Source organism: Kribbella antiqua (assembly GCF_004345665.1).
GTDB lineage: Bacteria > Actinomycetota > Actinomycetes > Propionibacteriales > Kribbellaceae > Kribbella > Kribbella antiqua.
This window is the reverse complement of the sequence record NZ_SLWR01000008.1, coordinates 300558-326743: the sequence shown is the minus strand read 5'-3', so window position 1 is coordinate 326743 and position 26186 is coordinate 300558. Positions and strand designations below refer to the sequence as shown.

At 68.3% G+C, this 26186-nt stretch carries 26 protein-coding genes; 8 read left to right on the top strand and 18 right to left on the bottom strand.

The genetic code is table 11. The features are described 5' to 3' along the window. Positions 1 to 2: 2 nt before the first annotated feature. From EV646_RS23875 to EV646_RS23850, 7 genes are all read right to left on the bottom strand, one after another. Complete coding sequence (locus EV646_RS23875; RefSeq protein WP_199237147.1) at positions 3 to 1538, bottom strand: PucR family transcriptional regulator; 1536 nt, start codon at positions 1536 to 1538, stop codon at positions 3 to 5. Then, positions 1535 to 1996, bottom strand: a complete 462-nt coding sequence (locus EV646_RS40685; RefSeq protein WP_199237146.1) for an S-methyl thiohydantoin desulfurase domain-containing protein — start codon at positions 1994 to 1996, stop codon at positions 1535 to 1537. Before EV646_RS40685 ends, EV646_RS23875 begins: the two co-directional genes overlap by 4 nt. Further along, positions 1993 to 2592 carry an S-methyl thiohydantoin desulfurase domain-containing protein gene (locus tag EV646_RS40680; protein WP_199237145.1) on the bottom strand — a complete coding sequence of 200 codons (600 nt, stop codon included), beginning with the start codon at positions 2590 to 2592 and terminating at the stop codon, positions 1993 to 1995. The genes EV646_RS40685 and EV646_RS40680 overlap by 4 nt, the downstream gene beginning before the upstream one ends. Positions 2593 to 2733: 141 nt before the next feature. Then, positions 2734 to 3840 (bottom strand): DUF917 domain-containing protein, encoded by a 1107-nt coding sequence (locus tag EV646_RS23865; protein ID WP_132152173.1) that lies wholly within the window; start codon positions 3838 to 3840, stop codon positions 2734 to 2736. Then, entirely contained in the window at positions 3837 to 4913 is a 1077-nt protein-coding gene (locus EV646_RS23860) for a DUF917 domain-containing protein (protein WP_132152171.1), read from the bottom strand. The genes EV646_RS23865 and EV646_RS23860 overlap by 4 nt, the downstream gene beginning before the upstream one ends. Beyond that, positions 4910 to 6466 (bottom strand): hydantoinase/oxoprolinase N-terminal domain-containing protein, encoded by a 1557-nt coding sequence (locus EV646_RS23855; protein WP_132152169.1) that lies wholly within the window; start codon positions 6464 to 6466, stop codon positions 4910 to 4912. Before EV646_RS23855 ends, EV646_RS23860 begins: the two co-directional genes overlap by 4 nt. Before the next feature lie 55 nt (positions 6467 to 6521). Continuing rightward, complete coding sequence (locus tag EV646_RS23850) at positions 6522 to 7868, bottom strand: purine-cytosine permease family protein (protein WP_132152167.1); 1347 nt, start codon at positions 7866 to 7868, stop codon at positions 6522 to 6524. A 123-nt stretch (positions 7869 to 7991) separates the two neighbouring features. On the opposite strand from EV646_RS23850, the gene EV646_RS23845 reads away from it, so the two are divergent. Together EV646_RS23845 and EV646_RS23840 are read left to right on the top strand one after the other, a co-directional pair. Beyond that, positions 7992 to 8438, top strand: a complete 447-nt coding sequence (locus EV646_RS23845) for a DUF6153 family protein (RefSeq protein WP_132152165.1) — start codon at positions 7992 to 7994, stop codon at positions 8436 to 8438. A 49-nt stretch (positions 8439 to 8487) separates the two neighbouring features. Then, positions 8488 to 9090 carry a DUF305 domain-containing protein gene (locus EV646_RS23840; protein ID WP_132152163.1) on the top strand — a complete coding sequence of 201 codons (603 nt, stop codon included), beginning with the start codon at positions 8488 to 8490 and terminating at the stop codon, positions 9088 to 9090. A 51-nt stretch (positions 9091 to 9141) separates the two neighbouring features. Here EV646_RS23840 and EV646_RS23835 read toward each other — a convergent pair whose 3' ends face one another. The 6 genes from EV646_RS23835 to EV646_RS23810 all read right to left on the bottom strand — a co-directional run bounded on the left by EV646_RS23835 (position 9142) and on the right by EV646_RS23810 (position 15707). Next, positions 9142 to 9441 (bottom strand): DUF2218 domain-containing protein, encoded by a 300-nt coding sequence (locus EV646_RS23835; RefSeq protein ID WP_158291008.1) that lies wholly within the window; start codon positions 9439 to 9441, stop codon positions 9142 to 9144. 16 nt (positions 9442 to 9457) lie between these two features. After that, entirely contained in the window at positions 9458 to 11617 is a 2160-nt protein-coding gene (locus tag EV646_RS23830; protein ID WP_132152159.1) for a heavy metal translocating P-type ATPase, read from the bottom strand. Positions 11618 to 11769: 152 nt separating this feature from the next. After that, positions 11770 to 12678 (bottom strand): VOC family protein, encoded by a 909-nt coding sequence (locus tag EV646_RS23825; protein WP_132152157.1) that lies wholly within the window; start codon positions 12676 to 12678, stop codon positions 11770 to 11772. A gap of 41 nt (positions 12679 to 12719) precedes the next feature. Further along, positions 12720 to 14315 carry an ABC-F family ATP-binding cassette domain-containing protein gene (locus EV646_RS23820; RefSeq protein ID WP_132152155.1) on the bottom strand — a complete coding sequence of 532 codons (1596 nt, stop codon included), beginning with the start codon at positions 14313 to 14315 and terminating at the stop codon, positions 12720 to 12722. Positions 14316 to 14466: 151 nt separating this feature from the next. Continuing rightward, positions 14467 to 14676: a DUF6343 family protein gene (locus EV646_RS23815; RefSeq protein ID WP_132152153.1), complete on the bottom strand. Its 210-nt coding sequence runs from the start codon at positions 14674 to 14676 to the stop codon at positions 14467 to 14469. Positions 14677 to 15035: 359 nt separating this feature from the next. Then, positions 15036 to 15707 carry a FadR/GntR family transcriptional regulator gene (locus tag EV646_RS23810; protein ID WP_132152151.1) on the bottom strand — a complete coding sequence of 224 codons (672 nt, stop codon included), beginning with the start codon at positions 15705 to 15707 and terminating at the stop codon, positions 15036 to 15038. 30 nt (positions 15708 to 15737) lie between these two features. Between EV646_RS23810 and EV646_RS23805 the strand changes: the two genes are divergently transcribed. The 4 genes from EV646_RS23805 to EV646_RS23795 all read left to right on the top strand — a co-directional run bounded on the left by EV646_RS23805 (position 15738) and on the right by EV646_RS23795 (position 21495). Beyond that, positions 15738 to 16145, top strand: coding sequence for a DUF3052 family protein (locus EV646_RS23805; protein ID WP_132152149.1), 408 nt, complete (start codon positions 15738 to 15740; stop codon positions 16143 to 16145). A gap of 580 nt (positions 16146 to 16725) precedes the next feature. Beyond that, positions 16726 to 20574, top strand: a complete 3849-nt coding sequence (locus EV646_RS23800) for a multifunctional oxoglutarate decarboxylase/oxoglutarate dehydrogenase thiamine pyrophosphate-binding subunit/dihydrolipoyllysine-residue succinyltransferase subunit (protein WP_132152147.1) — start codon at positions 16726 to 16728, stop codon at positions 20572 to 20574. Between the two features lies 1 nt (position 20575). Beyond that, positions 20576 to 20752 (top strand): DUF6104 family protein, encoded by a 177-nt coding sequence (locus EV646_RS39455; RefSeq protein WP_199237144.1) that lies wholly within the window; start codon positions 20576 to 20578, stop codon positions 20750 to 20752. 17 nt (positions 20753 to 20769) lie between these two features. After that, the gene (locus EV646_RS23795) at positions 20770 to 21495 is read left to right on the top strand and encodes an AAA family ATPase (protein ID WP_132152145.1); all 726 of its coding nucleotides are present in this window, start codon (positions 20770 to 20772) and stop codon (positions 21493 to 21495) included. A 96-nt stretch (positions 21496 to 21591) separates the two neighbouring features. Here the strand turns inward: EV646_RS23795 and EV646_RS23790 are convergent, their stop codons facing one another. After that, the gene (locus tag EV646_RS23790) at positions 21592 to 21948 is read right to left on the bottom strand and encodes an ArsR/SmtB family transcription factor (RefSeq protein ID WP_132152143.1); all 357 of its coding nucleotides are present in this window, start codon (positions 21946 to 21948) and stop codon (positions 21592 to 21594) included. 114 nt (positions 21949 to 22062) lie between these two features. Here EV646_RS23790 and EV646_RS23785 point away from each other — a divergent pair, with 114 nt between their 5' ends. Further along, positions 22063 to 23298, top strand: coding sequence for a sodium:proton exchanger (locus EV646_RS23785; protein WP_132152141.1), 1236 nt, complete (start codon positions 22063 to 22065; stop codon positions 23296 to 23298). 102 nt (positions 23299 to 23400) lie between these two features. On the opposite strand, the gene EV646_RS23780 is transcribed toward EV646_RS23785, so the two are convergent. Together EV646_RS23780 and EV646_RS23775 are read right to left on the bottom strand one after the other, a co-directional pair. Beyond that, complete coding sequence (locus EV646_RS23780; protein WP_132152139.1) at positions 23401 to 23703, bottom strand: WhiB family transcriptional regulator; 303 nt, start codon at positions 23701 to 23703, stop codon at positions 23401 to 23403. Between the two features lie 239 nt (positions 23704 to 23942). After that, a complete protein-coding gene (locus tag EV646_RS23775; RefSeq protein ID WP_132152137.1) occupies positions 23943 to 24446 on the bottom strand; it encodes a GNAT family N-acetyltransferase in 504 nt (167 codons plus the stop codon). A gap of 65 nt (positions 24447 to 24511) precedes the next feature. Here EV646_RS23775 and EV646_RS23770 point away from each other — a divergent pair, with 65 nt between their 5' ends. Beyond that, positions 24512 to 24763: a hypothetical protein gene (locus EV646_RS23770; protein ID WP_132152135.1), complete on the top strand. Its 252-nt coding sequence runs from the start codon at positions 24512 to 24514 to the stop codon at positions 24761 to 24763. 23 nt (positions 24764 to 24786) lie between these two features. Here the strand turns inward: EV646_RS23770 and EV646_RS23765 are convergent, their stop codons facing one another. After that, a complete protein-coding gene (locus tag EV646_RS23765) occupies positions 24787 to 25755 on the bottom strand; it encodes a zinc-binding dehydrogenase (RefSeq protein WP_132152133.1) in 969 nt (322 codons plus the stop codon). A gap of 22 nt (positions 25756 to 25777) precedes the next feature. Continuing rightward, positions 25778 to 26137, bottom strand: a complete 360-nt coding sequence (locus tag EV646_RS23760; protein ID WP_241996279.1) for a MerR family transcriptional regulator — start codon at positions 26135 to 26137, stop codon at positions 25778 to 25780. Between the last annotated feature and the right edge of the window lie 49 nt (positions 26138 to 26186).

The window sequence follows — 26186 nt, the reverse complement described above, 5'->3', positions numbered from 1 at the left end:
AGCTAGTCGCGGGTGGTTCGGCAGGCTAGGTGGAGGGCCAGGCGTTCGTTGGGGTTGGTGAGGTCTACGGCCAGGAGTTGCTGGATTTTGGTGATGCGGGCGGAGACGGTGTTGCGGTGGATGCCCAGGACGGCGGCGGTTTCGGCGAGGGACGACTCGGTGTCGAGGTAGACGGTGAGGGTGGTGACCAGGTCGCCGGGTTGGCCTTCGATGGGGGCGAGGAGGGCTCGAGCGGCTGGCTGGAAGGTGTCGGTGCGGGTCCAGGCCAGGAGGAGCTGAGCCAGGCCTAGGCGGTCTACGTGAAGAAAGCGGCCGGTTTCGGGGCGGCCTCGGGCTAGGCCGGCTGCGTCGCCTGCTTCGGCGAGCGTGGTGGCGATGCCGCTAGGACCGGGTTGTACGCGGCCGACTCCGACGTACGCGTCGACCGTCTGGACCAGCCGGCGCTGTACCCGGCGGATGGCGGCGGCCTGCTCCTGGACCTCGTTGGCGGTCGGTTCACTGAAGGCAGTGATCCAGGCCGACCAGCCGTCGCCCTGCTCTACGACGACCGCCTGCAAGCCCTCGGCGTCGAATGCCTCCACCACGTCGGTACGACGACCGGCCACGTCCACCTGCCCATCGGCGCCGATGCGGATGCCGGTGTGCCAGCCATCCAACTGCCAGCCGAGGTCGACAGCCCGCCGCCGCGTCGCCTCCGACGGCTCACCGTGCAGCAGTTCGCCGAGTAGCGACGTACGCTGTCGAGCGTCCCGCTCCAACTCCAGCCGCCTCAGCGCCAACCGCTGCCCCACAGCAGGCGCAACCACGGTCAGCACAGCAGGTACGGCGGCAACCTCAGCCGGCACCACACCGGGTAGCCGAGCCACCAGCCAGCAAGCAGGCCCAGCCCCAAGCACCGACACGGCAATCAGCACCGCACCACTCGGCAGATCCACCCTGTAGGGCGCCGCCCACGCCACCGGCACAGCTGGCAACGCAGCAACCAAGTCAGCTCGCTCAGAACCTTCCAGCGGCTCCCCCGCCAACGTGCCGCCGTCAGAGCCCGCCAGAGTCACCGGCCGATCCAGTACGGCGGACGTCGTACTCAGCACGGACTCCAGCCCAGCCTCAGTACGCCGCAACGCGGTCACAGCCTTCAACACCAAAGCCGCCCGGACGACGTCAGGCTCGGCTGTGACGCTATTGAGGTACTCATGCGCCGCCAACGGATCCGGGCTACCCAGCACCGGCAGCTGCAACCGATCGGCCAGCAGCTGCGCCCCACGCCCGAGCGGCTCCACCCCCGCGAACAGTACGGCGGCCGCACCCGCCGCAGAGGCACGACTGATCAGCGCATCGATCCGCCAATCGGTGTGATCCGAAGCCAGCAGTACGACGAGCAGCTCACCAGCCATCGCCGACGGATGCCCGGCAACGTCCATCAGCACCCGCGACCCCACCAGCTCCGGCCCTGGCTCCTGCGCCCCGCCCAGTACGACGACGTCCCGCCACCCCGGCGACGCAAGCATCGCCGCGAGCGTCGGCGCCAACCCAGTCACGACGCCTCCAGCAACAGCGGGTCGCAGGTAAGCCCAAAAGCCCGCGGACCAACATGTCCCAGCCGCTCGTCGTGCCGCCACCACTCCGGTCCTGGTAGCGCGAGCACTAGGACCTCGTCGCCGGTGCGGATGGTGTCTACGGCGATCGGCTGCAGAGTGCGACGGTCCAGCACGCAGACCAGGTCCGGCGTACTCACGACTGGTTCGCCGTCGACCATGGCCATCAGGTACTCGTTCTCCGTCTCGATCCGGATCACCGCACGGCTCTCGGCGTCGACGACACACAAGTTGCCGCGACCGAACGCCTGCTGCACGCCGTACCGGGCAACCTCTTCGACGCGACCACAACCCAGCAGCCGCCCGTCTAGAGCCTCAGCCACGTCGGCGGGCGATGCCGTCACCGACAGACTCGCGTGCGCTCGGCCGAGGGCTAGGGCACGTGCCAGGCTGCCGTTCACCGCGTTGGAGGTCGCAGCCGGTGCGGAGTCGGTGCGAGCGCGAGAACGGCCCAACCACCCGTGTGTACGACGAAACCCCGTACAGCGCGCTCCAGCCCAGCCGGGTCGATGTTGTCGACGACAACGACCTGACCGCCAGGCTCACTCAACGCACACGGCGTCAGTGGACACCCAGCCACCGCCCACGAGAACTGGTCGAGTCGCGGCAGCGCTCGGCCCATCAGGTCAGCGTCGACGAACGGCAACTCCAGATCCACCGCTGCGACCAGTGCGCTCAGGCCGTTTAGGCCACCGGCCTCCAGCGACATCAATCCGTCCACTGTGTGGCCAGTCCACCGGCTGACAGCCTGCACGGCCGCGGAGAACTCGGCGCCGCTCGGCAGCTTCTCGGTGAGCACACTGGTCGCACCGACCACTCCGACCGGGCTCAGGTAGCCAGCAGCGTCCGACGCGTCGAGCAACTCCAGGTCACCCGACCCGAGCCGCCGCTGCAGGATCCGCCCGAAGGCCCGGCTGTCACCGCCACCACCGGACCCCAGCAGCGTGACACCAACAACCAGCGCCCCCAGATCCTGTCCCCGGATCACCGTCGCCATGCGCCGATGATGTCACTCGCACCGCACGATTTCTCCGACCTTGAGCACCGCTCGACCATTAAGTCAGCGATTTCATGGCTGGCTGGTGCTCAAGGTGGAACCCCGGCCCACCGCGGAGGGGTCAGCGCGGTGGGCCAGGGGTCAGGGGGTGGTGAGGACGCGCTGCTCCACGGGGTGAAAATCCACGTCCAGTCCGAAGCACGCCGGGCCGAAGACCGCCAACGCTTCCGCTGTCCGCATCAGCTCAGGTGTCGAGATCCCGACCACGGTGACGCGCTGGCCGTAGCGAAGCCCTTCGGTGGTGATCGGCTCCGCGGTGTCCCCCTCCAGCACGCAGATCAGGTCCGGCACCGTGCAGACGACGACGCCGTCGACCTCCGCGACCAGGTTCTCGTTCTGGAACCGCAGCTCCAGCGAGGACGTCCCGTCGTACGACGTGAAGCGGGCCCGGCCGCGGGCGAAGCCTTCGACGGTACGGCGTTCGACGTCGACGACCTTGCCGCGGAAGAGCACGCGCAGGTGGTTGTAGAGCGTCGGGGCGAGTGCAGCACGAACTGCTTCGATCGGATCGCGGTGCTCCGAGCGCGCCAAACGCACAGCCCGGCCGATCGACAGGCCGAGGGAGAGCGTGCGCGGTACGGCGGTGCGCTTCACCTCGGCGCCGGTCATCGAGTACTCCGCGATGTGCGCGACGCCGCCGAGCCGGATGGTGATCCCGCGAGCCAGCCATTCCATCTGCCGATTGTCGACACCTGTATCGATGACAACCGTCTCGTCGTGCTCCCCCGCGATCGCCATCGGCGAGCCCGGTACGCCGTACACCGAGAACGTCTCCATCTGCAGCTCGGGGAACGCGCGGCCCATGCCGTCGGCGTCGACGACCGGGAGGCCGGTGCGGGCGGCGACGAGGAGCGGGATCATCGAGTTGATGCCGCCGCACTCGATCGGCATGGTCGCGTCGGCGGTGCGGCCGAGGTGGCGTTCGAGGGCGCGAAGGGCCGCGACCGGTTCGCTGCCGCGCGGGATCTTCTCCACGATCACCGTCGGCGCGCCCATCTGCGCGGTCGGGATGACGAACGCGTCGTCGTCGAGCTCGTCCGGGTCGAGCACGGTCACCGGCCCGTGCTCACGAATCGCCTGCTCCACCAGCAACCGCCCGATCAACGGATCCCCACCGCCGCCGGTACCAAGGATCGCCGCACCACGAGCAAGATCGCGCAGATGCTCAATTCCAAGTTCCCAGGTCACACGACCTCCAGCGCGCGGATCGGGTCGAGGTCGTAGCCGAAGTAGCGCGGGCCGACCAGGTCGATGCCGGCTGGTGAGTGCCAGCGTTCGTCGGCCGGTGCGGCCAGGACGCTGACGCGATGCCCGTAGCGCAGGGCTTCCGTGGTGATCGGTTCGCCGGACTCGGAGTCCAGAACGATGATCAGGTCAGGCGTGGTGGCGACCGCGGCTCCGTCGATCTCGGCGACCAGATGCTCGTTCTGGAAACGCAGTACCAGCAAGCGTCCGAGCGATTCGTCGAGCCCATCGACCGTCGCGTCGCCGCGGGCAAAGCCGGTCGTCGTACGGCGTTGCACGTCGACGACCTTTCCCACATGCAGCAACCGCCCGCCGAGCCGATCGACCACGGCAGCTACTGGATCCGCCAGCGAGCGTCGCGCGTCGTCGATCGCCTGACCAAGCGCGACGCACTGGCTGAGAGTCCCAGGCACGAACGACTCCCGGGCCTCTGCACCGGTCATCGCGTAGAGCGACACGATCGCCGAGCACCCCATGTCCACGGTCGCGGACCGGGCCAGCCGCTCGGCCCACTGGTTGCTGATGGTGTCGAAGACGCCGCGATTGCCCTTTTCGTCGACAATCGACATCGGCGTCGCCTCGATGCCGGACAGCGTCGGCAGCACCATCTGCAATTCGGGGAACGCCCGGCCCATCCCGTCGCCGTCGACCAGCGGCAGCCCGAGTTGCGCGGCCGCGATCACTGGCACCGTCGAGTTGACCCCGCCGGCTTCGATGCAGGCGATGTGGGTCGGCGTCTTGCCGACGTACTTCGCGAGCGTCTGCACCGCGATCGCGATCTGGTCGGCCGACGGCAGCTTCTCGACCATCACGGTCGGCGCTCCCATCATTGCCACCGGCAACACACACGCATCGTCCGGCAGGTCGTCCACACTGACGATCTCGACCGCACCATGCACCCGCAACGCCTGCTCAGCCAGCAACCGCCCGATGTGCGGGTCTCCTCCACCACCAGTCCCAAGTACGGCGGCCCCACGCGCAAGCGCCGGCAGCTCCGCAGCAGTCAACGTCGTCATGACTGTCCCAAGCGGAGGTCGCCGACCGCCTTGCAGCGGATGCGGGTGGCATTGCCCGGCAGATAAGGAATCGGCACCTCGTCGAAGTCGACGATCCGCACCTGCGCCGGATCGGCGCCCGCGGCAATGGCGCGGTCAATCGCCTCCTGCCGAGCCTCGTCGACCACCGCGTCGCGGCGACCGGGATCGATCGCGTACACGCGGTCCACCTCGCCGCCGACCTGCGCGATCGCCGCGCCGATCGCGTTGGCCACCGCGAAGTGATCCGGCCGATGCACCGCCAGACTCCCCGGCAAGTCATCGGGAAGCAGGATCGACCCACCACCAACCGCCACCACCGGCAGCGGGTCCGGCGACGTCCGCATCCGTTCCACCGCGTCCGCGATGTCGGCCGCGACCCGGGCAAGAGCCGCCTTGACCAGCGTCGGATCGAGGTCAGCCACCGCATCAACCGAGCCCACCGACGCCCAGCCGGCCGCGACCGCGATGTCCGTCGCGGTGAGCGTCGTACCGCCGAAGACCAGGGCCTCCTCGGTCAACCGGTAGCCCACCGAGCGAGGCCCAACCGTCACCAGGTCGTTGTCCTCAGCAACAAGTGAGCCGCCGCCGATGCCGATGCTGAGCACATCGGGCATCCGGAAGTTCGTCCGTACGCCGGCCACGTCCACCTCGGTGGTCGCCTCCCGCGGGAAGCCGTGCGTCAGTACGCCGACGTCGCTCGTCGTACCGCCGACGTCGACCACCGCACAGGTGTCGAGACCGGACAGCAACGCCGCGCCGCGCATCGAGTTCGTCGGCCCGGACGCGAACGTCGCGACCGGGTAGCGCCGGGCGAAGTCGACGTCCATCAGGGTGCCGTCGTTCTGGCTGAGGTACAGCGGTGCTGCGATGCCGTGACCGGCAACGGCGCCCGCGAGCCCGTCCACAATGCTCGCGGCCAACTCACGCAGTGCCGCGTTGATGATCGTCGCGTTCTCACGTTCGAGCAGGCCGATCCGGCCGATCTCGTGGGACAGCGAGATCGCCACGTCGTCGCCCAGCTCGGACCGCAGGATCTCCGCCGCACGCAACTCGAACTCGTTGCTGACCGGCGAGAACACCGACGAGATCGCGACCGACCGTACGCCGTGCGCGACCATGTCCCCGGCGTGCCGGCGCAACTCGTCCTCATCCAGCTCGGCAATGTGGCGGCCGTCGAACTCGTGCCCGCCGTGCGCCAGATAGCTCCGGCCTTTGACCGCCTCCACGAGCCGCGACGGCCAGTCCACCAGCGGCGGCAGCGAAGCCGTCGCGGGCAGTCCGAGCCGCAGTGCCGCTGTAGGTGCGAGCCGCCGTGCTTCGACCAGCGCGTTGATGAAGTGGGTGGTGCCGATCATCACCGCCTGTACCTGCGCCGGATCGAACGCCCGCTCGGCCTGCAGCCGGTCGAGCGTGTCGATGATCCCGGCCGTGACATCCTCACTGGTGGCCGACTTGTTGGCGGCCAGCACAGTGGTTCCGTCCAGCAGCACGGCGTCGGTGTTGGTGCCACCGACATCGATGCCGATTCGCATGCAGTTCCTCCCGATAGCGGGTACGGCGGCCGGTTGACCGCCGTACCGAAGATGGCTAGCTGGTCGCCGGTACGGCGGTGATCTCGGTCTTCTCGCTGTCCATGGTCTTACTCGTGCCGACACCGCGGATCAGCCCGAGCTTGCCGGCCACGACGTACGCCGCGAATCCGACCACGAGCGAGTTGATGCTCGGCAGGCCCCAGGCGACGTACTTGCCGATCAGGGCGGCGCCGATCCAGATCACGATGGTGGCCGGCACCCAGGTCGGTGCGGTTGCGGGCAGCGTGCCGTGCTCGCGGGTCTGGTCGAGTTCGGGCCGCCAGCGCTTCACCACGAAGTACTCGGCGACCATGATCCCGGCGATCGGCGGGAACGCGACGCCGAGCACGATCAGGAAGTCGGTGAACTTGTCCAGGATGCCGCCGGCCGCGAGCACGCTGCCGAGGACGCCGACGACGAGGGTGACCGCGGCGCGGTTGACGTGCCGGCCGAAGACGCTGCCGATGAAGTTCACCACGCCGAGACCGGAGCTGTAGAGGTTCCAGTCGTTGATCTTCAGCGTGCCGAGGATGATCACCAGCGTGCCGACCCAGCCGACCGACGAGGTGACGATGGTGATCACGTTCGCCGAGCCGATGGCGTGGGCGAGCAGGACGCCGATGAGGCCGATGACGTACTCGCCGAGGGTGATGCCGAGGACGGTCTGCTTCACCACGTCGCCGACCGTGCGGTTGTAGCGGGTCATGTCGGGGGTGATGACGGCTCCGACGATGAAGCCGCCGGCGACGAGCGTCGTACCTTCGAGCAGGCTCAGCTGCGGGCCGGGCGGCGCGGCGGAGACGAGCGACCCGAGGCTGTGGTCGGAGAGCTCACTGATGATCGACCAGCCGACCAGGATGAGGAACGCCGGCACGGTCACATACGCGACCCACGCCATCGAGTGGAAGCCGCGCAGTACGACGAGCGTCACGGCGAGGCCGAAGAGCAGCGACCAGCCCCAGGTCGGGAGTACGCCGATCAGCGACTGCAGGCCGGCCGCGGAAACGGCGGACTGGATGCCGAACCAGCCGATCAGGCTGATCCCGATCGCGAGACCGATCAGCGACGAGCCGGCCTGGCCGAACCCGGTCCAGCGGGCGATCACCGAGGTCTGCAAACCTTCCTTGGCGCCGATGACGCCGATCAGGATCGCCACCAGCTCGAGGATCACCGCGCCGAGCGTGAGCGCCCAGAACGCGGACCAGAAGCTCATGCCGAAGCCGAGCGTGGCGCCGAGCAGGAACTGGCTGAGCGCGGAGATCTGCCCGAACCGCTGCGTCGCGACGGACCACCACGAGTAACGGGCACTCGCCGGCACACGGGCCAGCGCGTAGTCGTCGGTACCGACCTGAGAACCGGCCATGGGAACCTCCATTACAGGGATTCCATCGAACGTACGACGCCAGCCGGGCGGGTTCACCGTCCATTGTGCACACCCACCACTCCCCCACTGTGCACCTAGCACGTATCGCTACTCTTGTGCTCGATGAACGCCTGGACCCTGCTCCTCCGCGCCTTGGGCGCGCTCGGTGTGGTCACCGGCGTCTTCGTCATGCACGGCCTCACCGCCGACCACGAGGTCGCCATGGCGAGTATGCATGGACCCGCCGTCGCTCAGTCGGCTGCGATGCCGGCTGAGCACTCGAGCGACTCGACGGATACCTTCATGCATCAGGTTGTCCTGCCCATCGCACTCGTCGATGCGTTCGACCGAGTGGTGATCGCACCGGCGGGTGAGCAGCATGGGATGCCTTCTGCCTGTCTGGCTGTGCTGACCGGGCTCTTGCTGTTGCTGACTTTGGTGCTGGGGTTGCGGAGTCTGCTGGCTTGGCGAGCGGTGCTCTTGGTGGCTCCCGAGCGAGTCGTGTTGAGTGAGCGGTCGCCGCCTTGGCTGCCTCCATCGTTGTCGAAGTTGTGTGTGCTGCGGACCTAGGCCGATCCGCGCCTTTCGCCGTACCCACACACTCTTCGTAAGGATTGCGATGAAGCACGTTTACCGTACGACCGCGGCCTGTGCGGCCGCGCTGATCACTCTGACCCTGGCCGGATGTGGCTCTGACGACGCGGGCTCGATGCCGGGGATGAACCACAGCAGTTCCAGTACGCCGGCAGCGACGTACAACGACGCGGATGTCACATTCACGACGCAGATGATTCCGCATCACCAGCAGGCGGTGCAGATGGCGGGCATGGCCGGCTACCAGGCGACCACGCCCGCGGTGAAGAAGCTCGCGGCCGCGATCGAGGCCGCGCAGGATCCGGAGATCAAGCTGATGTCCGGCTGGCTGACCAGCTGGGGCAAGCCGGTGCCGAGCCCTGAGCACGGCGGTCACAACATGTCCGGCGACGGCATGATGACCGAGGAGGAGATGTCCGAACTCGGTAACGCCAAGGGCGCAATGTTCGACCGGATGTGGACCCAGATGATGATCAAGCATCACCAGGGCGCGATCACCATGGCCAAAACCGAACAAACCAACGGCAAGAACCCCGCCTCGATCGCCCTGGCCAAGAAGATCCAGTCCGCCCAAACCACCGAGATCGCCACCATGAAGCGCCTCCTCGGCCAACTCCCCGTCAGCTGAGGGTCGTAAGGACAGACACCCCTAGCTCCTGGGGTGTCTGTCCTTCGGTCCCTAGTCGGTGGCCGGCTGCCAACGTACGGCGAGCCCGTCGCGGCGGCCGATCTGTTCGATCCGCTCCGCGACGTGGGCGCTCACCTCGTCCAGCCGCTCGGCATCAGCCTCGACCCGCAGCGCCAGACCGCCATCCTCCGCGCGGATCCGCCAAGTCGCCCCACCCAGGTCGATCACCAGCTCCTCCGGAGTTTCGGCCAGCAACCGCATCCCACCCGGCATATGCCCGAAGTGCCGACTCAACTGCTCCACGTACCGCGCCGCCCGATCGGTTTCGACCAACGCTTCGACAACAGCCATTCCACACATCCTTTGATTACGAGGCGAGCCGGTCAGGTGAGAGCTCGAGCCGCCTGAGCAGTTGGGCGTTCAGGGCTACGACGATGGTGGAGATGGACATCAGGATCGCGCCTACCGCTGGGGAGACGACCACGCCGGCGAAGGCCAGGACGCCGGCGGCGAGGGGGACGGTGATGATGTTGTAGCCGGTTGCCCAGGCCAGGTTCTGCCACATCTTGCGGTAGCTGGCGCGGGAGAGTTCGATCACCGACAGCACCGCCCGCGGGTCGTCGGCGGCCAGGACGACGCCGGCGGATTCGATCGCGACGTCCGTACCGGCGCCGATCGCGATGCCGACCTCGGCGCGAGCCAGGGCCGGTGCGTCGTTCACGCCGTCGCCGACCATCGCGACCTTCAGGCCGCGCGCCTGCAACTCGGCGACCTTCGCGTCCTTGTCCTTCGGCAGCACCTCGGCGAAGACCTCGTCGATCCCGAGCTCCCGCGCGACCGCCTCGGCCACCTGATGCGCGTCGCCGGTGATCATCGCGACCTTCACACCCCGCTTGTGCAGCGCGTCGACAGCCTGCTTCGACTCCTCCCGCACCTCGTCCTCCAAGGCAACCGCCCCGAGCACCTCACCATCCCGTACGACGTGCAGCACAGCCGCACCCCGCACCTTCCACGAGTCGACATAGGCCTGCAGCTCTGCAGGTTCCTGTACGCCGTTCTCCCGCAGCAACGCGGGCCCGCCAATCGCAACCTCGGCGCCATCGACCACAGCCTGAACACCCCGCCCGGTCAGCGACCGGAACTCGGTGGCGACGACCCGTCCGTTGCCGCTGGCAACGGCACTGGAGCCCGCGCCGCCGACCGCCGCGGTAGCGCGCTCGTTGTGCGCCCGTACGATCGCCTTCGCCAGCGGATGTTCACTGTCCGCCTCGACCGCGGCCGCCAGCTCGAGCAGCTCATCCTCACTCACCGACCCGACACTCGCGACGCCGGTGACAACCGGCTGACCCTTCGTCAGCGTGCCGGTCTTGTCGAACAGTACGACGTCGATCGTCCGCATCCGCTCGAGCGCCAACCGGTTCTTCACCAGTACGCCGGCCTTCGCAGCGCGTTCGGTGGAGATCGCGATCACCAGGGGAATGGCGAGCCCGAGCGCGTGCGGGCAGGCGATCACCAGCACGGTCACCGTCCGCGTGACGGCCTCGTTGATCTCGCCGAGCAAGGTCCACACCAGGAAGGTGATCAGTCCGGCGATGGAGGCGAAGTAGAACAGGAAAGCCGCCGCGCGGTCGGCCAGCGCCTGCGCTCTCGATGAGGACGCCTGGGCCTCAGCGACGAGCCGCTGAATCCCAGCCAGCGCGGTGTTCTCGCCGACGGCGGTGATCTCGACCCGCAGAGCGTTGTCGGTGGCAACGGTTCCGGCGACGACCGAGTCACCGACGCCACGCGCAACCGGCCGCGACTCCCCCGTGATCATCGACTCGTCGACCTCAGCCTGCCCGTCGACCACGGTTCCGTCGGCAGGCACCCGCCCACCAGACCGAACCAGTACGACGTTGCCCTCCTGCAACTCGCTCAGCGACACCTCGACCACACCGTCGTCGGTCACCTTATCGGCCGAGTCCGGCAGCAGCGCGGCCAACGCGTCGAGCGCACCCGATGCGGCGCCGAGCGCGCGCATCTCCAGCCAATGCCCGAGCAGCATGATGACGATCAGCAGCGCGAGCTCCCACCAGAAGTCCAGGTCGAAGCCGCCGATCTCGAGCGTGGTCACCCAGGACGCGACGAACGCGACCGTGATCGCCATCGAGATCAGCAGCATCATCCCGGGACGGCGCGACTTCAGTTCGCTCCAGCCGCCGGTGAGGAACGGCTGACCGCCGTACACGAAGACGATCGTGCCGAGTAGGGGCGCGATCAGGTTCGAGCCGGGGAACTCCGGCGGCAGGTAGCCGAGCAGGTCGGCGAACATCTCGCTGAAGAACACCACCGGCACCGCCAGCCCCAAGCTGATCCAGAACCGGTCCTTGAACTGCGCCGCATGATCCCCATGCCCGCCATGCGCCCCGTGCCCAGCGTGCGCCCCGTGCTCACCGTGCCCGGCCTGCTCACCATGCCCGGCGTGCTCGCTTTGCGCAGTGTGCCCGCCGTGCTCAGCGTGCCCGCTGTGGTCGTGATGCCCGTCCATCGTCCGGCCTCCATTCTCGACTCAGTGCTCAACATACCCCCAAGGGGTATCGACGGCCAACCCTGACACCAGGTGATCTATTCCCGGGCGTCACAGCAGAACCCCGCCACCGGGTCGGCGGCGGGTTGCGGGACGAGCAAGCAGTACGGCGATCAGCCGCGTTGCTTCGGCACGAACTGGCTGGCGGTGAACGTCGCGCCCTGCGGGTCGGCGATGACGGCGATCCGGATGGTGTACGTCTCGGTGGACCAGGGTGCGTCGAACGGCGGGACAATGACCGTCCCGCCGAGCTCGGTGGCCGTCGCGGCCGTGGCATCGGCGTCGGCGGTTGCGAAGGTCACGCTCCAGTGCGGGGCTGTGCCATCCGCGATCGGAACGATGCTCCCGACCACATCCTCAAACCCCTCAGGGGCTCCGGCCGCCGCCATCTGCCGCCGCAACCCTGGGTGGTGCTCGCGCTCGAGCCAGTCGCCGTACCCAGGCAGTGTCCACCCCTCGGCCCTGCCCCCGATTCCGGCAGTCCGCCACCCGAACACTGATCCGTAGAACAGTCGCGCCCTGTCGGCGCCACGGGTGTTCAGGTTGTTGAAGACCACCGCGCCCGGGTCGTTGATCAGCCGCGCACCCTTGTGCTCCCGTGCCTCCCAGACGGAGAACGCCGCTCCCTCGGGATCAGCGCAGACAGCCGTCCGGCAGACGTTCAGGAAGTCGGAGGGCTCGGACACCACGCGTCCGCCGGCCGCGCGAACCTTGGCCACGGCCGCGTCGGCACTGTCGACCCAGAAGTACGTCGTCCACAGCGCCGTCGACGGCGCTGCCTCGGGAATCGATCGGATGGCGGCGACGTCGCCGCTGCGCAGTTCGCCCGAGGTGTCGAAGATCGACGAACTTGCCGCCTCGCCCCGCGCAATGAAGTACCTGCCCGCCGAGTCCGGTGGCATCACGTCCTCGAACTCCCACCCGAACAGACCACCGTAGAAAGCGAGCGCCGCCTCCGGATCGGGCTGGCTCACATCCACCCAGCAGGGGACACCGGGGATGTACCCGTCGCGCTGGGGCATCGGTGCGCTCCCTTCAAGGCGATGGTACGCAGCCTACGCCCCTACAAAGGCTCGATGTCGGTCAGTGTTTCCGGGGTCAGCTCGAGCCAGCGCGTGATGCCGATGTCCCGAAGGAACGGGACATCGTGGCTGGCGACGATCAGTGCACCGTTGTACGACGCCAAGGCGTCGCGGAGCTGGGCAACGCTGGCCAGGTCGAGGTTGTTGGTCGGCTCGTCGAGCATGAGCAGTTGCGGCGGCGGCTCCGCCAGCAGCAGGGCAGCCAACGTCGCCCGGAAGCGTTCACCACCCGACAACGTGCTGACCAGCTGATCCGCGGACCGTCCACGGAAGAGGAAGCGAGCCAGCCGCGACCGCCGCTCCTGGTTCTCCGTGCTCGGCGCGAGGAGCGCGAGGTTGTCGACAATCGACAGGTCGTCCTGCAGCAGATCGAGCCGCTGCGGCAGATACCGGAAGGGCACCACTGGCAACTCCCCCGCCACCACCGACTGCAGCAGCGTCGTCTTGCCCGCGCCGTTCGGCCCGGTCAACGCAATCCGCTCCGGCCCGCGGATCTCCAGATCCACGTGCGCACCGGTCCGCAGTACGTCATCCTCGAGTCGCAGCACGATCCGTCCCGGCGGTACGGCGGTCTTCGGCAGGTCGACCCGGATCGTGTCGTCGTCGTGGACCTTCGCCTCAGCATCGGCCAGCGCCTCCTGCGCCGACTCGAGCCGCTCAGTCTGCATGCCGATGTGCTTACCCGCCGACACCTGAGCGGACCGTTTCAGCCCACCCGCGATGATCTTCGGGATCCCGCCTTGCTCGAACGCCCGCTGGCCCCGGGCCCGGCGCTGGTCCATCTTCATCCGCGCCTCGACCAGATCGCGCTTCTGCTTGCGTACGTCGGCCTCCGCCGCCCGCATCATCCGCTCAGCCGCCTCCTGCTCGATCGCGACCGCTTCCTCGTACGCCGTCAGGTTGCCGCCGTACCAGGTGATGTCGCCCTTGCGCAGATCGCCGATCTGGTCGACCCGGTCCAGCAACTCCCGGTCGTGGCTGACGATCAGCAACGCCCCGCGGAACTGGTCGACGGCGTCGTACAGATGCCGCCGCGCCCGCAGGTCGAGGTTGTTGGTCGGCTCGTCGAGCAGCAGTACGTCGGGACGCCGCAGCAACTCGGCGGCCAAGCCGAGCAGGATCGTCTCGCCGCCGGACAGCTCGCCGACGTTGCGATCCAGGCCGATCGCGCCCACACCGTTCGAACCCAGCCCGAGCTTGCCGAGCAACGCCTCGGCGCGTTCGTCGACGTCCCACTCGTCGCCGACGATCGCGAAGTTCTCCTCCGAGGCGTCGCCGGACTCGATCGCAGTGATCGCCTGCCGGATGCGGTCGATGCCGAGCGCCTCGTCGACGCGCAGCGTCGTGTCGAGGGTCAGGTCCTGCGGGAGATACCCGAGCTCGCCGGCCACCCGGATCGTGCCGCGCTGCGGCTTCAGCCGGCCGGCGATCAGCCGGAGCAGGGTCGACTTGCCGGCGCCGTTGCGGCCGACGAGACCGGACCGCACCGGGCCGGCGACGAAGCTGAGCCCGTCGAACAGGACGTCGCCGTCCGGCCAGGCGAAGTAGAGGTCCGTACAGGTCAGGGAATTACTCATCTGCGTGCACTCCAGAACGAGGTCTCGGACGAGACCGCACACCTCAGGCGGCGGCGATCAGCGGCTGAAGAAAAGACCTCGGAGTTACAACGCGGACCCCTGACGTCGGGAATGTGACGTCAGCAAGCCTACGGGGTCCGCCGAGCCACGTTCAACCATTTTCCCGACGCTTGCGCCAGGCAACGATCACCAGATCCACGAAGGCGACAACCGCGAGTACGACGCACGCGACCACCCAGCCGCCCGGCACGTCGTACACGGCGAACAGAACCGCGGCGGTGATCCACAGCGCCACACCAAAGCACGCCAGCACCAGCCGAAGCGTCAACGCACTCCGGGGTGGCGGCGGTTCATACGCCATACCAGCCTGGTACCCCGAAACGCCCGCCCACCCACAACCGCGCCGACGACCGCGGCACCCCCGTCACCCCAGCCCCCTGCCCCCTGCCCCTTCCACCGCGCCCCGCCCCGCCTCGCGCCGCCCCGCCCGGCCCCGCCAGCATTTGGTGGGTCCACCCATCAAATGCTGGGTTCACCGCCCTCATTCCGGGGGGAAACCCACAATCTGGTGGGTGAACCCATCAAATGGCGAAACCCGGGCGAGGGCAGAGCTGAGCCGGGCGGGGGCAGGGCTGAGCGGGGCAGAGCCGGGCGAGGGCAGAGCTGAGCCGGGCAGAGCCGGGCGGGGCGGGCAGGGGGCAGGCAGAGCCGGGGTGCTGGTCAGGGTGCTTTGCGGAGCCAGGTTTCTACGCCGGCGATGTGGGCGGTCATCCAGGCGCGAGCTGCCTCGGCGTCGCCGATTTCGATGGCGTCCAGGATGGCGGCGTGCTCGGACAGGGTGCGTTCGACCGCGCCGGCCTGGGTGACGCCGCGCCAGATCCTGGCTCGCTGCGTTGCGCCGGAGATGCCGTCGAGGAGCGAGCAGACGACCTGGTTCCCGGTCGCCTCGGCGATCCCGCGATGGAACTTGAGATCGTTCGCGACCAGCTCCTCGACCGGCGCGTCCGGCGCCAGATCACTCGTCAGCAGCCGCAGCTCAGCGACCTGTTCGGCCGTGATCCGTACGGCGGCCAGCGCGGCAACCCCCGGCTCGAGCAGCCGCCGTACCTCGAAGAACTGCAGCACCGAGTCGTCCTGATGCAGGTCGACCATGAAGTTCAGCGCGTCCAGCAGATGCGCCGAGTCCAGGCTGGTGACATATGTGCCGTCGCCATGCCGGACATCCAGCACGTTCACCAGCGTGAGCGCCTTGACTGCCTCCCGCAGCGAGTTCCGGGACAGCCCGAGCCGCGCCGCGAGATCCGCCTCTTTGGGCAGCCGATCCCCCGGCCCCAGTTCCCCGGAGGTGATCATCCCCTTGATCTTGACGATCGCCTCGTCCGTCAGCGCCATTTCGTCAGTATGCCGCCGTACGATCCCTTCATGTCGACTCCCGGTTATTCGGGCAAGCCATTGGCGGCCAAGCTCGGCATCAAGGCCGGGCAGGTGGTGTGGCTGGACAACGCGCCGGAGGGGTTCGAGATCGACGGGCTTCCGGACGGTACGACGATCGTGCGGCGGGCCGGGCGTACGACGTACGAGGTGGTGCTGGCGTTCTGCCCGGACCGGGACCGGCTGGAGAAGCGGCTGCCGGCGTTGCTGCAGAAGGCGGCGACCGCGGGGATGGTCTGGATCGCCTGGCCGAAGCGATCGTCCGGCGTACCGACCGACCTGGACGAGAACGGGATCCGGGAGCTGGCCCTCCCGCTCGGCGTGGTCGACGTGAAGGTCTGCGCGATCGACGCGACCTGGTCCGGCCTCAAGCTGGTCCGGCGGCTGGCCAACCGGTAGAGGGCGTCTGGGAACTCTGCGCCGTCGCGAGCAGGTGCTCGGCGGAGTGCAGCGCAAGGCGGAGGGCGAGGCTCGGAGTGGGGTTCTCCGTGCCTTGTCCTCCAACGCGGCGATGTGCCCGCCGAGTGCCGCGCAGCAGGCGCAGAGTTTCCAGACGCCCTCTAAGGCCGGTCGACACGAACTGGACTGATCCAGAGCGTGAGCTTCGCCACATTTCTGCGCGGGCCTGATCACCACCCGCAGCGAGTGCGCAACTGCATACAGTGGCCAGGCGCGCTCAAACGCTTCACTCACTGTCACCGCTCGCGAGCCTGAATTCCCACCTCTGCAACGGGTCCGGCAGCTCACCGGACCCCTCGGCCGGTTGCTCACACCCACCGATCGTGCCAGTGAGCTGAAACACCTTCCTGCGCGGTGTTTCAGGCCTCGATCACCCGGGTCGCGAACGCCCGACCACTTGCCACACTGGTCCGGTCCCCCCGGGCTGTGGAAGTGGTCCCGCTGCTATTAGCCTTGCCCCCATAACATCAGCATTAACCACCCGTGGTACCGGACCCGATCGGAAGAGGCGAACTGCCAAGTGGCCACCGAGCCATCAGACACCAATCCCCTAGCAGCCTTCGGTGCGAACGAATGGCTGGTCGACGAGCTGTACGAGAAGTACCTGCAGGACCCGAAATCGGTGGATCCGGCGTGGCTCGACTTCTTCAAGACTTACACTCCTGGTGATGCGAAGCCGGTGACGAAAAACCCGGCCGACGCTCCCCGCCCCGACGCCGTGTCGGACAACAAGACCCCAGAGGCGCCGAGTCGCGGTACGACGCCGTCCGCGCCCGCCTCGAGCAAGCCGGCCGCCGCGGCAGCCGCCGCTGCTCCCGCTGCTGCCCCGGTCGCGACCACAGCGACAACTGCGGCTGCCCCCGCGCAGCCCGCCGTACCGAAGACCCAGCCTGCGGCGCAGACCCAGCCAGCAGCCAAGACGACCGCCGAGAGCGGCGCCCCGACCGGAGGCACGGTGAACCAGCCGCCCAGCGCCCAACCCAAGCCCGCTCCAGCGACCAGCCAGGACGCCGAGCGGCAGATCCTGCGCGGCGCGCCCGCGCGGACGGCGCAGAACATGGAGACCAGCCTCTCGGTGCCGACCGCGACCAGCGTGCGGCAGGTCCCGGTCAAGCTGCTGATCGACAACCGCATCGTCATCAACAACCACCTCAAGCGCGCCCGCGGCGGCAAGATCTCCTTCACCCACTTGATCGGCTGGGCGCTGGTGAAGGCGCTGAAGACGCTGCCGGAGATGAACGCGTCGTACGCCGAGACCGACGGCAAGCCGACCCATGTGCAGCCGGCCCACATCAACCTCGGCCTGGCCATCGACATGCAGAAGCCGGACGGCACCCGGCAGCTGCTGGTGCCGTCGATCAAGGCTGCCGAGGACATGACGTTCGCCGAGTTCTGGATGGCCTACGAGGACATCGTCCGGCGGGCCCGGGACAACAAGCTGGCGCTGCCCGACTTCCAGGGAACCACGATCAGCCTGACCAACCCCGGCACCATCGGCACCCAGCACTCGGTGCCGCGGCTGATGACCGGCCAGGGCTGCATCATCGGAGTCGGCGCGATGGAGTACCCGCCGGAGTACCAGGGCGCGGCCGAGGAGACGATGGCCAAGCTCGCGGTCAGCAAGGTGATGACGCTGACCTCGACGTACGACCACCGGATCATCCAGGGCGCCCAGTCGGGTGAGTTCCTGCGCCGGCTGCACCAGCTGCTGCTCGGCCAGGAGGGCTTCTACGACGAGATCTTCCAGTCGCTGCGGATCCCGTACGAGCCGATCCGCTGGGCCGCCGACCTCCCGCACAGCCACGAGGAGGACATCAGCAAGCAGGCCCGGATCCTGGAGCTGATCCACGCCTTCCGGGTGCGCGGTCACATCATGGCCGACACCGACCCGCTGGAGTACAAGCAGCGCAGCCACCCGGACCTGGACGTGGCCACCCACGGCCTGACCCTGTGGGACCTGGACCGCGAGTTCGCCACCGGCTCGTTCGGCGGCGGCGACCGGCGGTTCATGAAGCTGCGCGAGATCCTCGGCATCCTGCGCGACTCGTACTGCCGGACCACCGGTATCGAGTACATGCACATCCAGGACCCCGAACAGCGCAAGTGGATCCAGGAGCGGGTCGAGCGGCCGCACACCAAGCCGCCGCGCGAGGAGCAGTTGCGGATCCTGGCCAAGCTGAACGAGGCCGAGGCGTTCGAGACCTTCCTGCAGACCAAGTACGTCGGCCAGAAGCGCTTCTCGCTGGAGGGTGGCGAGACCACCATCCCGCTGCTCGACGAGCTGTGCGAGGAGGCGGCCGGCGCCGGGCTGGACGAGGTCGTCATCGGGATGGCGCACCGCGGCCGGCTGAACGTGCTGGCGAACATCGTCGGCAAGTCCTACGGCCAGATCTTCCGCGAGTTCGACGGCAACATCGACCCGCGGACCGTGCAGGGCTCCGGTGACGTCAAGTACCACCTGGGCGCCGAGGGCGAGTTCGTCTCCGAGTTCGGCGACAAGATCAAGGTCTCGGTGGCGGCGAACCCGTCCCACCTGGAGACGGTCGACCCGGTGCTCGAGGGCATCGTCCGGGCCAAGCAGGACATCCTCGACCGCGGCGCCGTCTTCCCGGTACTGCCGGTCCTGGTGCACGGCGACGCGGCCTTCGCCGGCCAGGGCGTGGTGGCGGAGACGCTGAACCTGTCCCAGCTGCGCGGCTACCGCACCGGCGGCACCATCCACGTGATCGTGAACAACCAGGTCGGCTTCACCACCTCACCGGCGTCGTCCCGGTCCTCGATGTACTCCACCGACGTGGCCCGGATGGTGCAGGCGCCGATCTTCCACGTGAACGGCGACGATCCGGAGGCGTGTGTCCGGGTCGCGGACCTCGCCTTCGAGTACCGCCAGGCGTTCAACAAGGACGTCGTCATCGACCTGGTCTGCTACCGCCGCCGCGGTCACAACGAGGGTGACGACCCGAGCTTCACCCAGCCGCTGATGTACGACCTGATCGAGCAGAAGCGGTCGGTCCGCAAGCTCTACACCGAGGCCCTGATCGGCCGTGGCGACATCACGGTCGAAGAGGCCGAGCAGGCGATGCGCGACTTCCAGCAGCGGCTGGAGCGGGTGTTCACCGAGGTCCGCGAGGCGAAGAGCCAGCCGGACACCCCGGCGCCGTACGTCACCGTGCCGGTCTACCCGGACAAGCCGGAAGGCCCGGACGCGACCGCGACGACGCCGGAGATCCTGAAGAAGATCGCCGACGCGCACACCACGCTGCCGGAAGGCTTCACCGTGCACCCGAAGGTGCTGCCGCAGCTGCAGCGCCGGGCGACCGCGATCACCCAGGGCCCGATCGACTGGGCCAGCGCGGAGATCACCGCGTTCGGTTCGCTGCTGCTCGCCGGGCGTCCGGTCCGGCTGGCCGGCCAGGACAGCCGCCGCGGCACCTTCGTGCAGCGGTTCGCCGCGATCATCGACCGGGTCAACGGCCAGGACTACGTCCCGCTGCAGCACCTGGACGAGAACCAGGCGAACTTCCACGTCTACGACTCACTCCTGAGCGAGTACGCCGCTCTCGGCTTCGAGTACGGGTACTCCGTCGCCCGGCCGGACGCGCTGGTGCTGTGGGAGGCGCAGTTCGGCGACTTCGTCAACGGCGCCCAGTCGATCATCGACGAGTACGTCTCGTCCGGTGAGGCGAAGTGGGGTCAGAAGTCCGGCGTCGTGCTGCTGCTGCCGCACGGCTACGAGGGCCAGGGCCCGGACCACTCCTCCGCCCGGATCGAGCGGTTCCTCCAGCTGTGCGCCGAGAACGCGATGACGGTGGCACAGCCGTCGACGCCGGCGTCGTACTTCCACCTGCTCCGGCGGCACACGCTGCAGGAGGAGCACAACCCGATGATCGTCTTCACGCCGAAGCAGCTGCTGCGGCGCAAGGAGGCCGTGTCGCAGCCGGAGGAGCTGACCCACGGCACCTTCCGGCCGGTGCTCGGCGACGCCGAGGCGGAAGCGAACACGGGCGCGGTCGAGCGCATCATCCTGGCCTCCGGCCGGATCGTCTACGACCTGCTCGCGGAGCGGAAGAAGGCGGAGCCGGACAAGATCACCACCGCGGTCCTGCGGGTCGAGCAGCTGTACCCGCTGGCCGCCGAGGAGATCAAGGCGGAACTGGCGAAGTACCCGAACGCGACCGAGATCCGCTGGGTCCAGGACGAGCCCGCCAACCAAGGCCCGTGGCCGTTCATGGCGCTGAACCTGACCGAGCACCTGGGCGGCAAGCCGTTCTACCGGGTGTCCCGGCCGGCCATGTCGGCCCCGTCGGTCGGCGCGCACGGCGTTCACGTCGCGGAGCAGGCGACGCTGCTGAAGCAGGCGTTCAGCTGACGTGTACTTCACCGACCGCGGGATCGAGGAACTCGAGGGCCGGCGTGGCGAGGAGGAGGTCACGCTGGCCTGGCTCGGCGAACGCCTGCGCGAGTTCGTCGACCTGAACCCCGAGTTCGAAACCCCGATCGAACGCTTCGCCACCTGGCTCGCTCGGCTCGACGACGAGGACGACTGATCCTTTAGCCTGACGCCATGCCCTTCGCCGCACATCCCGTACGCCGGGTTGCCGCAGCGGAGGGCATTCGTCCGTCCGGGCACTGGCCACACACCATCCCAGCCATCCGCCAACTCCTCACCGACGGCCTCGACCTGAACCCCGGCGTCACCTTCCTGGTCGGCGAAAACGGCACCGGGAAATCTACGCTGGTCGAGGCGATCGCGGTCGCCTTCGGCATGTCACCTGAAGGCGGCTCCACCGGCGCACGGCTGACCACGCGGGCAAGCGAGTCACCGCTGGCCGGCGACCTCCTGCTGACGCGCGGCGTCGGCGCCAAGCGGGCCGGGTTCTTCCTGCGCGCCGAGACGATGCACGGGTTCTACACCTACCTCGAGCAGAACCCGCGGACCTCGGGGCCGCCGGACCTGACCTTTCATGAGATGAGCCACGGCGAGAGCTTCCTGAACCTCATCCGCGACCGTTTCACCCGGCCCGGCGTCTACTGCCTGGACGAGCCCGAATCGGCTCTTTCCTTCGCCAGCAGCCTCGCGGTCGTCGGCGTACTGAATGAGCTGGCCGAGTCAGGCTCCCAGGTTCTGTGCGCGACCCACTCCCCCGTCATCGCAGCCCTTCCCGGCGCGACCATCCTCGAGGTCGGCGACTGGGGCATTCGTCGTACGACCTGGGAGGACCTGGAGCTCGTGCAGAACTGGCGTGCCTACCTCGACGCCCCAGCCCGCTACCTCCGGCACGTCCTCTGACCCGGACCGCCAGGCCATCACAATTGCGGCTCGCCCAGTCGCTCAAGCGCGCCGCTCTCCCGACGCCGCCGATTGTGATGGCCTGCAGATCCGCGTTCAGTTGGTGTGGGGCGGCCGCGGCCGGCGTGGTGGGTCGGGGGCCAGGGAGCCGTCGGGGGCGATGTGTTCGAAGATCTGGTCGACGAGGTTGAGCACGTGGGGGTCGTCGACGGTGTAGATGTGCCGGCGGCCCTCGCGGCGGGCGGTGATGATGCCGGCCAGCCGGAGCTTGCCCAGGTGCTGGCTGGCGGTGGCGATGCTGACTCCCACCCGTTCCGCCAGCGTGCCGACGTCGTACTCGCCCTGCGCCGCCAGGGAGACCAGGTGGAGCCGGACCGGGGCGGAGAGCATCGCGAAGGTGCCGGCGGCGGATTCGAGCTGCGCCTTCGTCGGTTCGGGGATCGGTGTCGTCATTGCGGAGTCATTGTGACTGCTTGAGCGGTCAGTCGGCACGCGGCAGGCCGGGGTGACGACGCTCTCATACTTTCGCAATTGCGAAAATATCAAAACGATGGCAGCCTGGATGACATGTTCAGAGCCCTCCGCCCTGCACTGTTCTGCCTCCTCGCGGCGCTTCCGGCCGTTGCCCTCCGGTTCTCCGGGGTGCATCCGTCGGCGCCGCTCGCGATCGTGGTGTTCGGGCTCGGCGTCGTCGCCGCATCGTTCGTACTCGCGTGGGCCGCCGAGGCCGCTGAGGTCGACATCTCCGGCGGCCTGGCGATCGCGCTGCTGGCAGTCATCGCCGTACTGCCGGAATACGCCGTCGACCTCTACTTCGCGCACACGGCCGGCAGCGACCCGGCGTACGTGCAATACGCAGCAGCCAACATGACCGGCTCGAACCGCCTCTTGCTCGGCCTGGGCTGGTCGAGCGTCGTACTCATCAGCCTGTACGTCGCCTCGCGGCGGAGCGGGCGCACAGTGAAAGCTCTGGTCCTCGACTCCGGGTACAAGCGGGAGCTGGGCTTCCTCGGTGTGGCGAGTGTCGTGGCGTTCGTCATCCCACTCACCGGGCAGATCCATCTGCTGCTGGGGATCGGGCTGCTGGCCTTCTTCGGGTACTACCTGTGGCGTGCGGCCTCCTCGGACCATGAGGACGAGCCGGAGCTGGTCGGACCGGCCGCGCGGATCGGTGCACTGCCCAAGGCGCAGCGGCGTACGTCGGTGGTCGCGATGTTCGTGGTGGCGGCGGCGGTCATCCTGGTGTCGGCGGAGCCGTTCGCGGACTCGCTCGTCGAGGGTGGCCGGGCGCTGGGGATCGACCAGTTCCTGCTGGTGCAGTGGCTGGCGCCGCTGGCCTCGGAGGCGCCGGAGTTCATCGTGGCGCTGCTGTTCGCGTGGCGGGGTAAGGGCGGCGCCGCGCTCGGCCTGCTCATCTCGGCCAAGGTGAACCAGTGGACCCTGCTGATCGGCAGCCTGCCGGTCGCGTACCTGTTGGGCGGTGGCCCGGTCGCGCTGTCGCTGGACGGGCGTCAGATCGAGGAGTTCCTGCTCACCGCGACGCAGACGCTGCTCGGGATCGCCGTGCTGCTGAGTCTGCGCTTCCCGCGGTGGGCCGCCTGGACGTTGCTGGGGCTGTTCGCGGTTCAGTTCGCCGTACCGGGTCAGACCGGGCGGTATGTGCTGAGCGGGATCTATCTGGCGCTCGCGGTCGTCGCGCTCGTCCGCAACCGTGAGCACATCCTGCCGACCCTCACCTCACCGTTCCGCCGAACCGAAAAGCCCGCCGACGCAGAACGCGCCGACGAGCTCATCGGAGTCTGACCCGCCGCGTTTGATGGGTTCACCCGTCAAATTGTGGGTTCGCCCCCCGGATGCGGTGGGGGAACCCACCAGCTGGTGGGTGAACCCATCAAACGCGGGCGGTCAGCTGGCCTGCTGTTCGCCGACCTCGACGATGGCGGGGCGGCGGCGCTCCTGCGGGCCCGGGCGGCCGCGGCGACGGCCGTAGAGGAACTTCTCGCCGGCGGCGGTGCCGGTGAACTTGGTCCGGCGGGCCCACTCACGGCATTCGTCGATCACCGGGCAGGACGTCAGGCACACGGCCTGAGCCTTGCGCTGCTCCCACTGGCTGGCAGTCTCGTCGTACGCCGGCGCCTGGCCGACGCAGGCGGCCCGCATCATCCAGCGGTCGGCGGGGTCGGCGATCACCGTCAAGGTCGGCCTCATGGGCACTCCTGCTCCTCATCGTCGATCGGGCGGATCGAACCCGCGGGCGTGTCTCGCGGTAGGAACAGACTGGGCCAACCTCGTTGCCCAAGTACGACGCCAATGTTTCAGCCGTGAAACATCACCGGCACCCACTGTCACAGAAGTGCCGCTGACACCAGCAACCCAGCTCGGTGGAGGGTTTTGTGAACTAGAGCAAGAAACCCTCCACTGAGCAGTTGAAACCCTCCACAGACGGATCAGCGGCGGACCATGCGGATCTCGGGGACGCCGAAGAACGGCTCGTCGACGCGGGTGCCGTCCTCGAGGAAGCCGTGGCGGCGGTAGAAGGCGCGGGCGCGGTGATTGCCCTCCAGCACCCACAGGCTGGCGGGTTCCTTGCCGACGGCAACCTCCAGCAGCCGCGTCCCCAGCCCGGTCCCCCACCAGGCCTTCCGGGCGTAGATCGCGAACAGCTCGAGCGTGGTCGGCGCATCGTCGTCCCGGGACGGGCCCGGCGCCGAGAAGCCGATCACCCGGTCCTGCACGCCGGCCTCCGGATCAGGGTTCACCGCGATCCACCGGACCCACCCGTCGGCCAGGGCGCTCGCCCAGCGCTCGATCCGCCGATCGATATCGCTGGTGCGCTCGGCCAGCACCCCGGGTTCGACCAAGCCGTCGTACGCCTCCCGCCAGCACAACAGGTGGCACCACGCGCTCGCCTCCGCGTCAGCGACGACAGCGCGGCGGATCTCCGGTTCCACTCAGACAGTAAAGACGATCTCAGGGGTCGCTTGACGGGTCCTTGGCAGTTCGGAATTCTTGCGTGATGCGCATACCCAGGGTGAGCGGTGAGGTACGGAGGGAACTCGACCGGCTGGGACTGGAACTCATGCGGGAAGGCAACGGCCGCGAGGACCCCATCTATGTCCGCATAGACGGTCTCCCAATCGGTCACGCATTCGATCGCGGAGAGATGGGCTGGCTTGTCTACGCCAACCACCAGAAACTCGGCCCCACGGTCGCGTTCCCCACGTTCGACAGCGCCGTCCGGGCCATCCTCCAGCGCGCTCAGTGGTAGGCAGGGCGGGGCACGCGTCCCCCTCAGACAGTAAAGACGATCTTTCCGAAGACGTCGCCCTCGTTCATTTTTGCGAATCCCTTGCGGGCGTCGCCGAGGGACAGCACCGAGTCGATGTGCGGTGAGATGCCGGCGTTCGCCATGAACTGCACCAGCTCGGCCAGCTCCGCCCGCGTCCCCATCGTCGAGCCCTGCACCCGCAACTGCAGGAAGAAGATCCGGTTCAGCTCGGCCGACTTCGGCGCCTGCCCGCTGGTCGCGCCGGAGATCACCAGGGTGCCGCCCTGCTTGAGCGACTTCAGCGAGTGCGACCACGTCGCCTGCCCGACCGTCTCCATCACCGCGTCCACCCGCTCCGGCAACCGCGCCCCGGACTCGAACACTTCATGCGCCCCGATCTCCAGCGCCTTGGCCCGCTTCGCGTCGTCCCGGCTCGTCGCCCACACCCGGATCCCCGCGGCTCGCGCCAACGTGATCAGCGCGGTCGCCACCCCACCACCCGCGCCCTGCACGAGCACGGTGTCCCCAGGCTTCAGCCCCGACTGGGTGAAGAGCATCCGGTACGCCGTCAGCCACGCGGTCGGCAGACACGCCGCCTGCTCGAAACTCAACCCAGCCGGCTTCGGTACGACGTTCCGCGCAGGTACGGCGACCTTCTCCGCCAGCGTGCCCTGATACCGCTCACTCAGCAGCGACCGCTTCGGGTCCAGCGTCTCGTCAGCCTTCCAGGCCGGGTCCGAGATCACCGCATGAACGACGACCTCGTTCCCGTCCTGATCCACGCCCGCGGCGTCGCATCCGAGGATCATCGGCAGATTCTGCTCAGCCAGCCCGACACCCTTGAGCGACCAGAGGTCATGGTGATTGAGCGCCGTCGCCCGTACGTCGATCGTCACCCAGCCCTCGGGCACCGTCGGCTCAGGCCGCTCGCCCACCTCCAGCGCGGCGATCGGATCCTCGGCGTCGAACCTGGCGGCGTAAGCAGCAAGCATGCAAACCACCCTAGGCGCTGGCCTACGCGGAGTCAGTTACCGAATTCACCACGGGCTTCGACAGCACACCGTCGAGCAGTTGCCGCGACTCCTCGAGTGCCTTGATCGACGCGGTGATGCGATCGCGCTCCTGCTGAAGCTGGTCGATGAGCACCGGGCAGGTCGGCTCCAGGTTCTCCGTCACGCAGGGCAGCACCTGAGCGATCGTCGAGGTCGACAACCCAGCCGCCAGCAGGGTCCGGATCCGCCCGACCAGGTCGATGTCACTCTCGGCGTACTCGCGATACCCGCTTGGCAGCCGCACCGGCCTCAACAGCCCCTGCTCCTCGTAATACCGCAGCAGCCGCTCACTCACCCCGGTCCGGGCCACCATCTCCCGCATCCGCACTCAGCCATCACCCCAGCGACTTGACTCTGACACCAATGTCGGA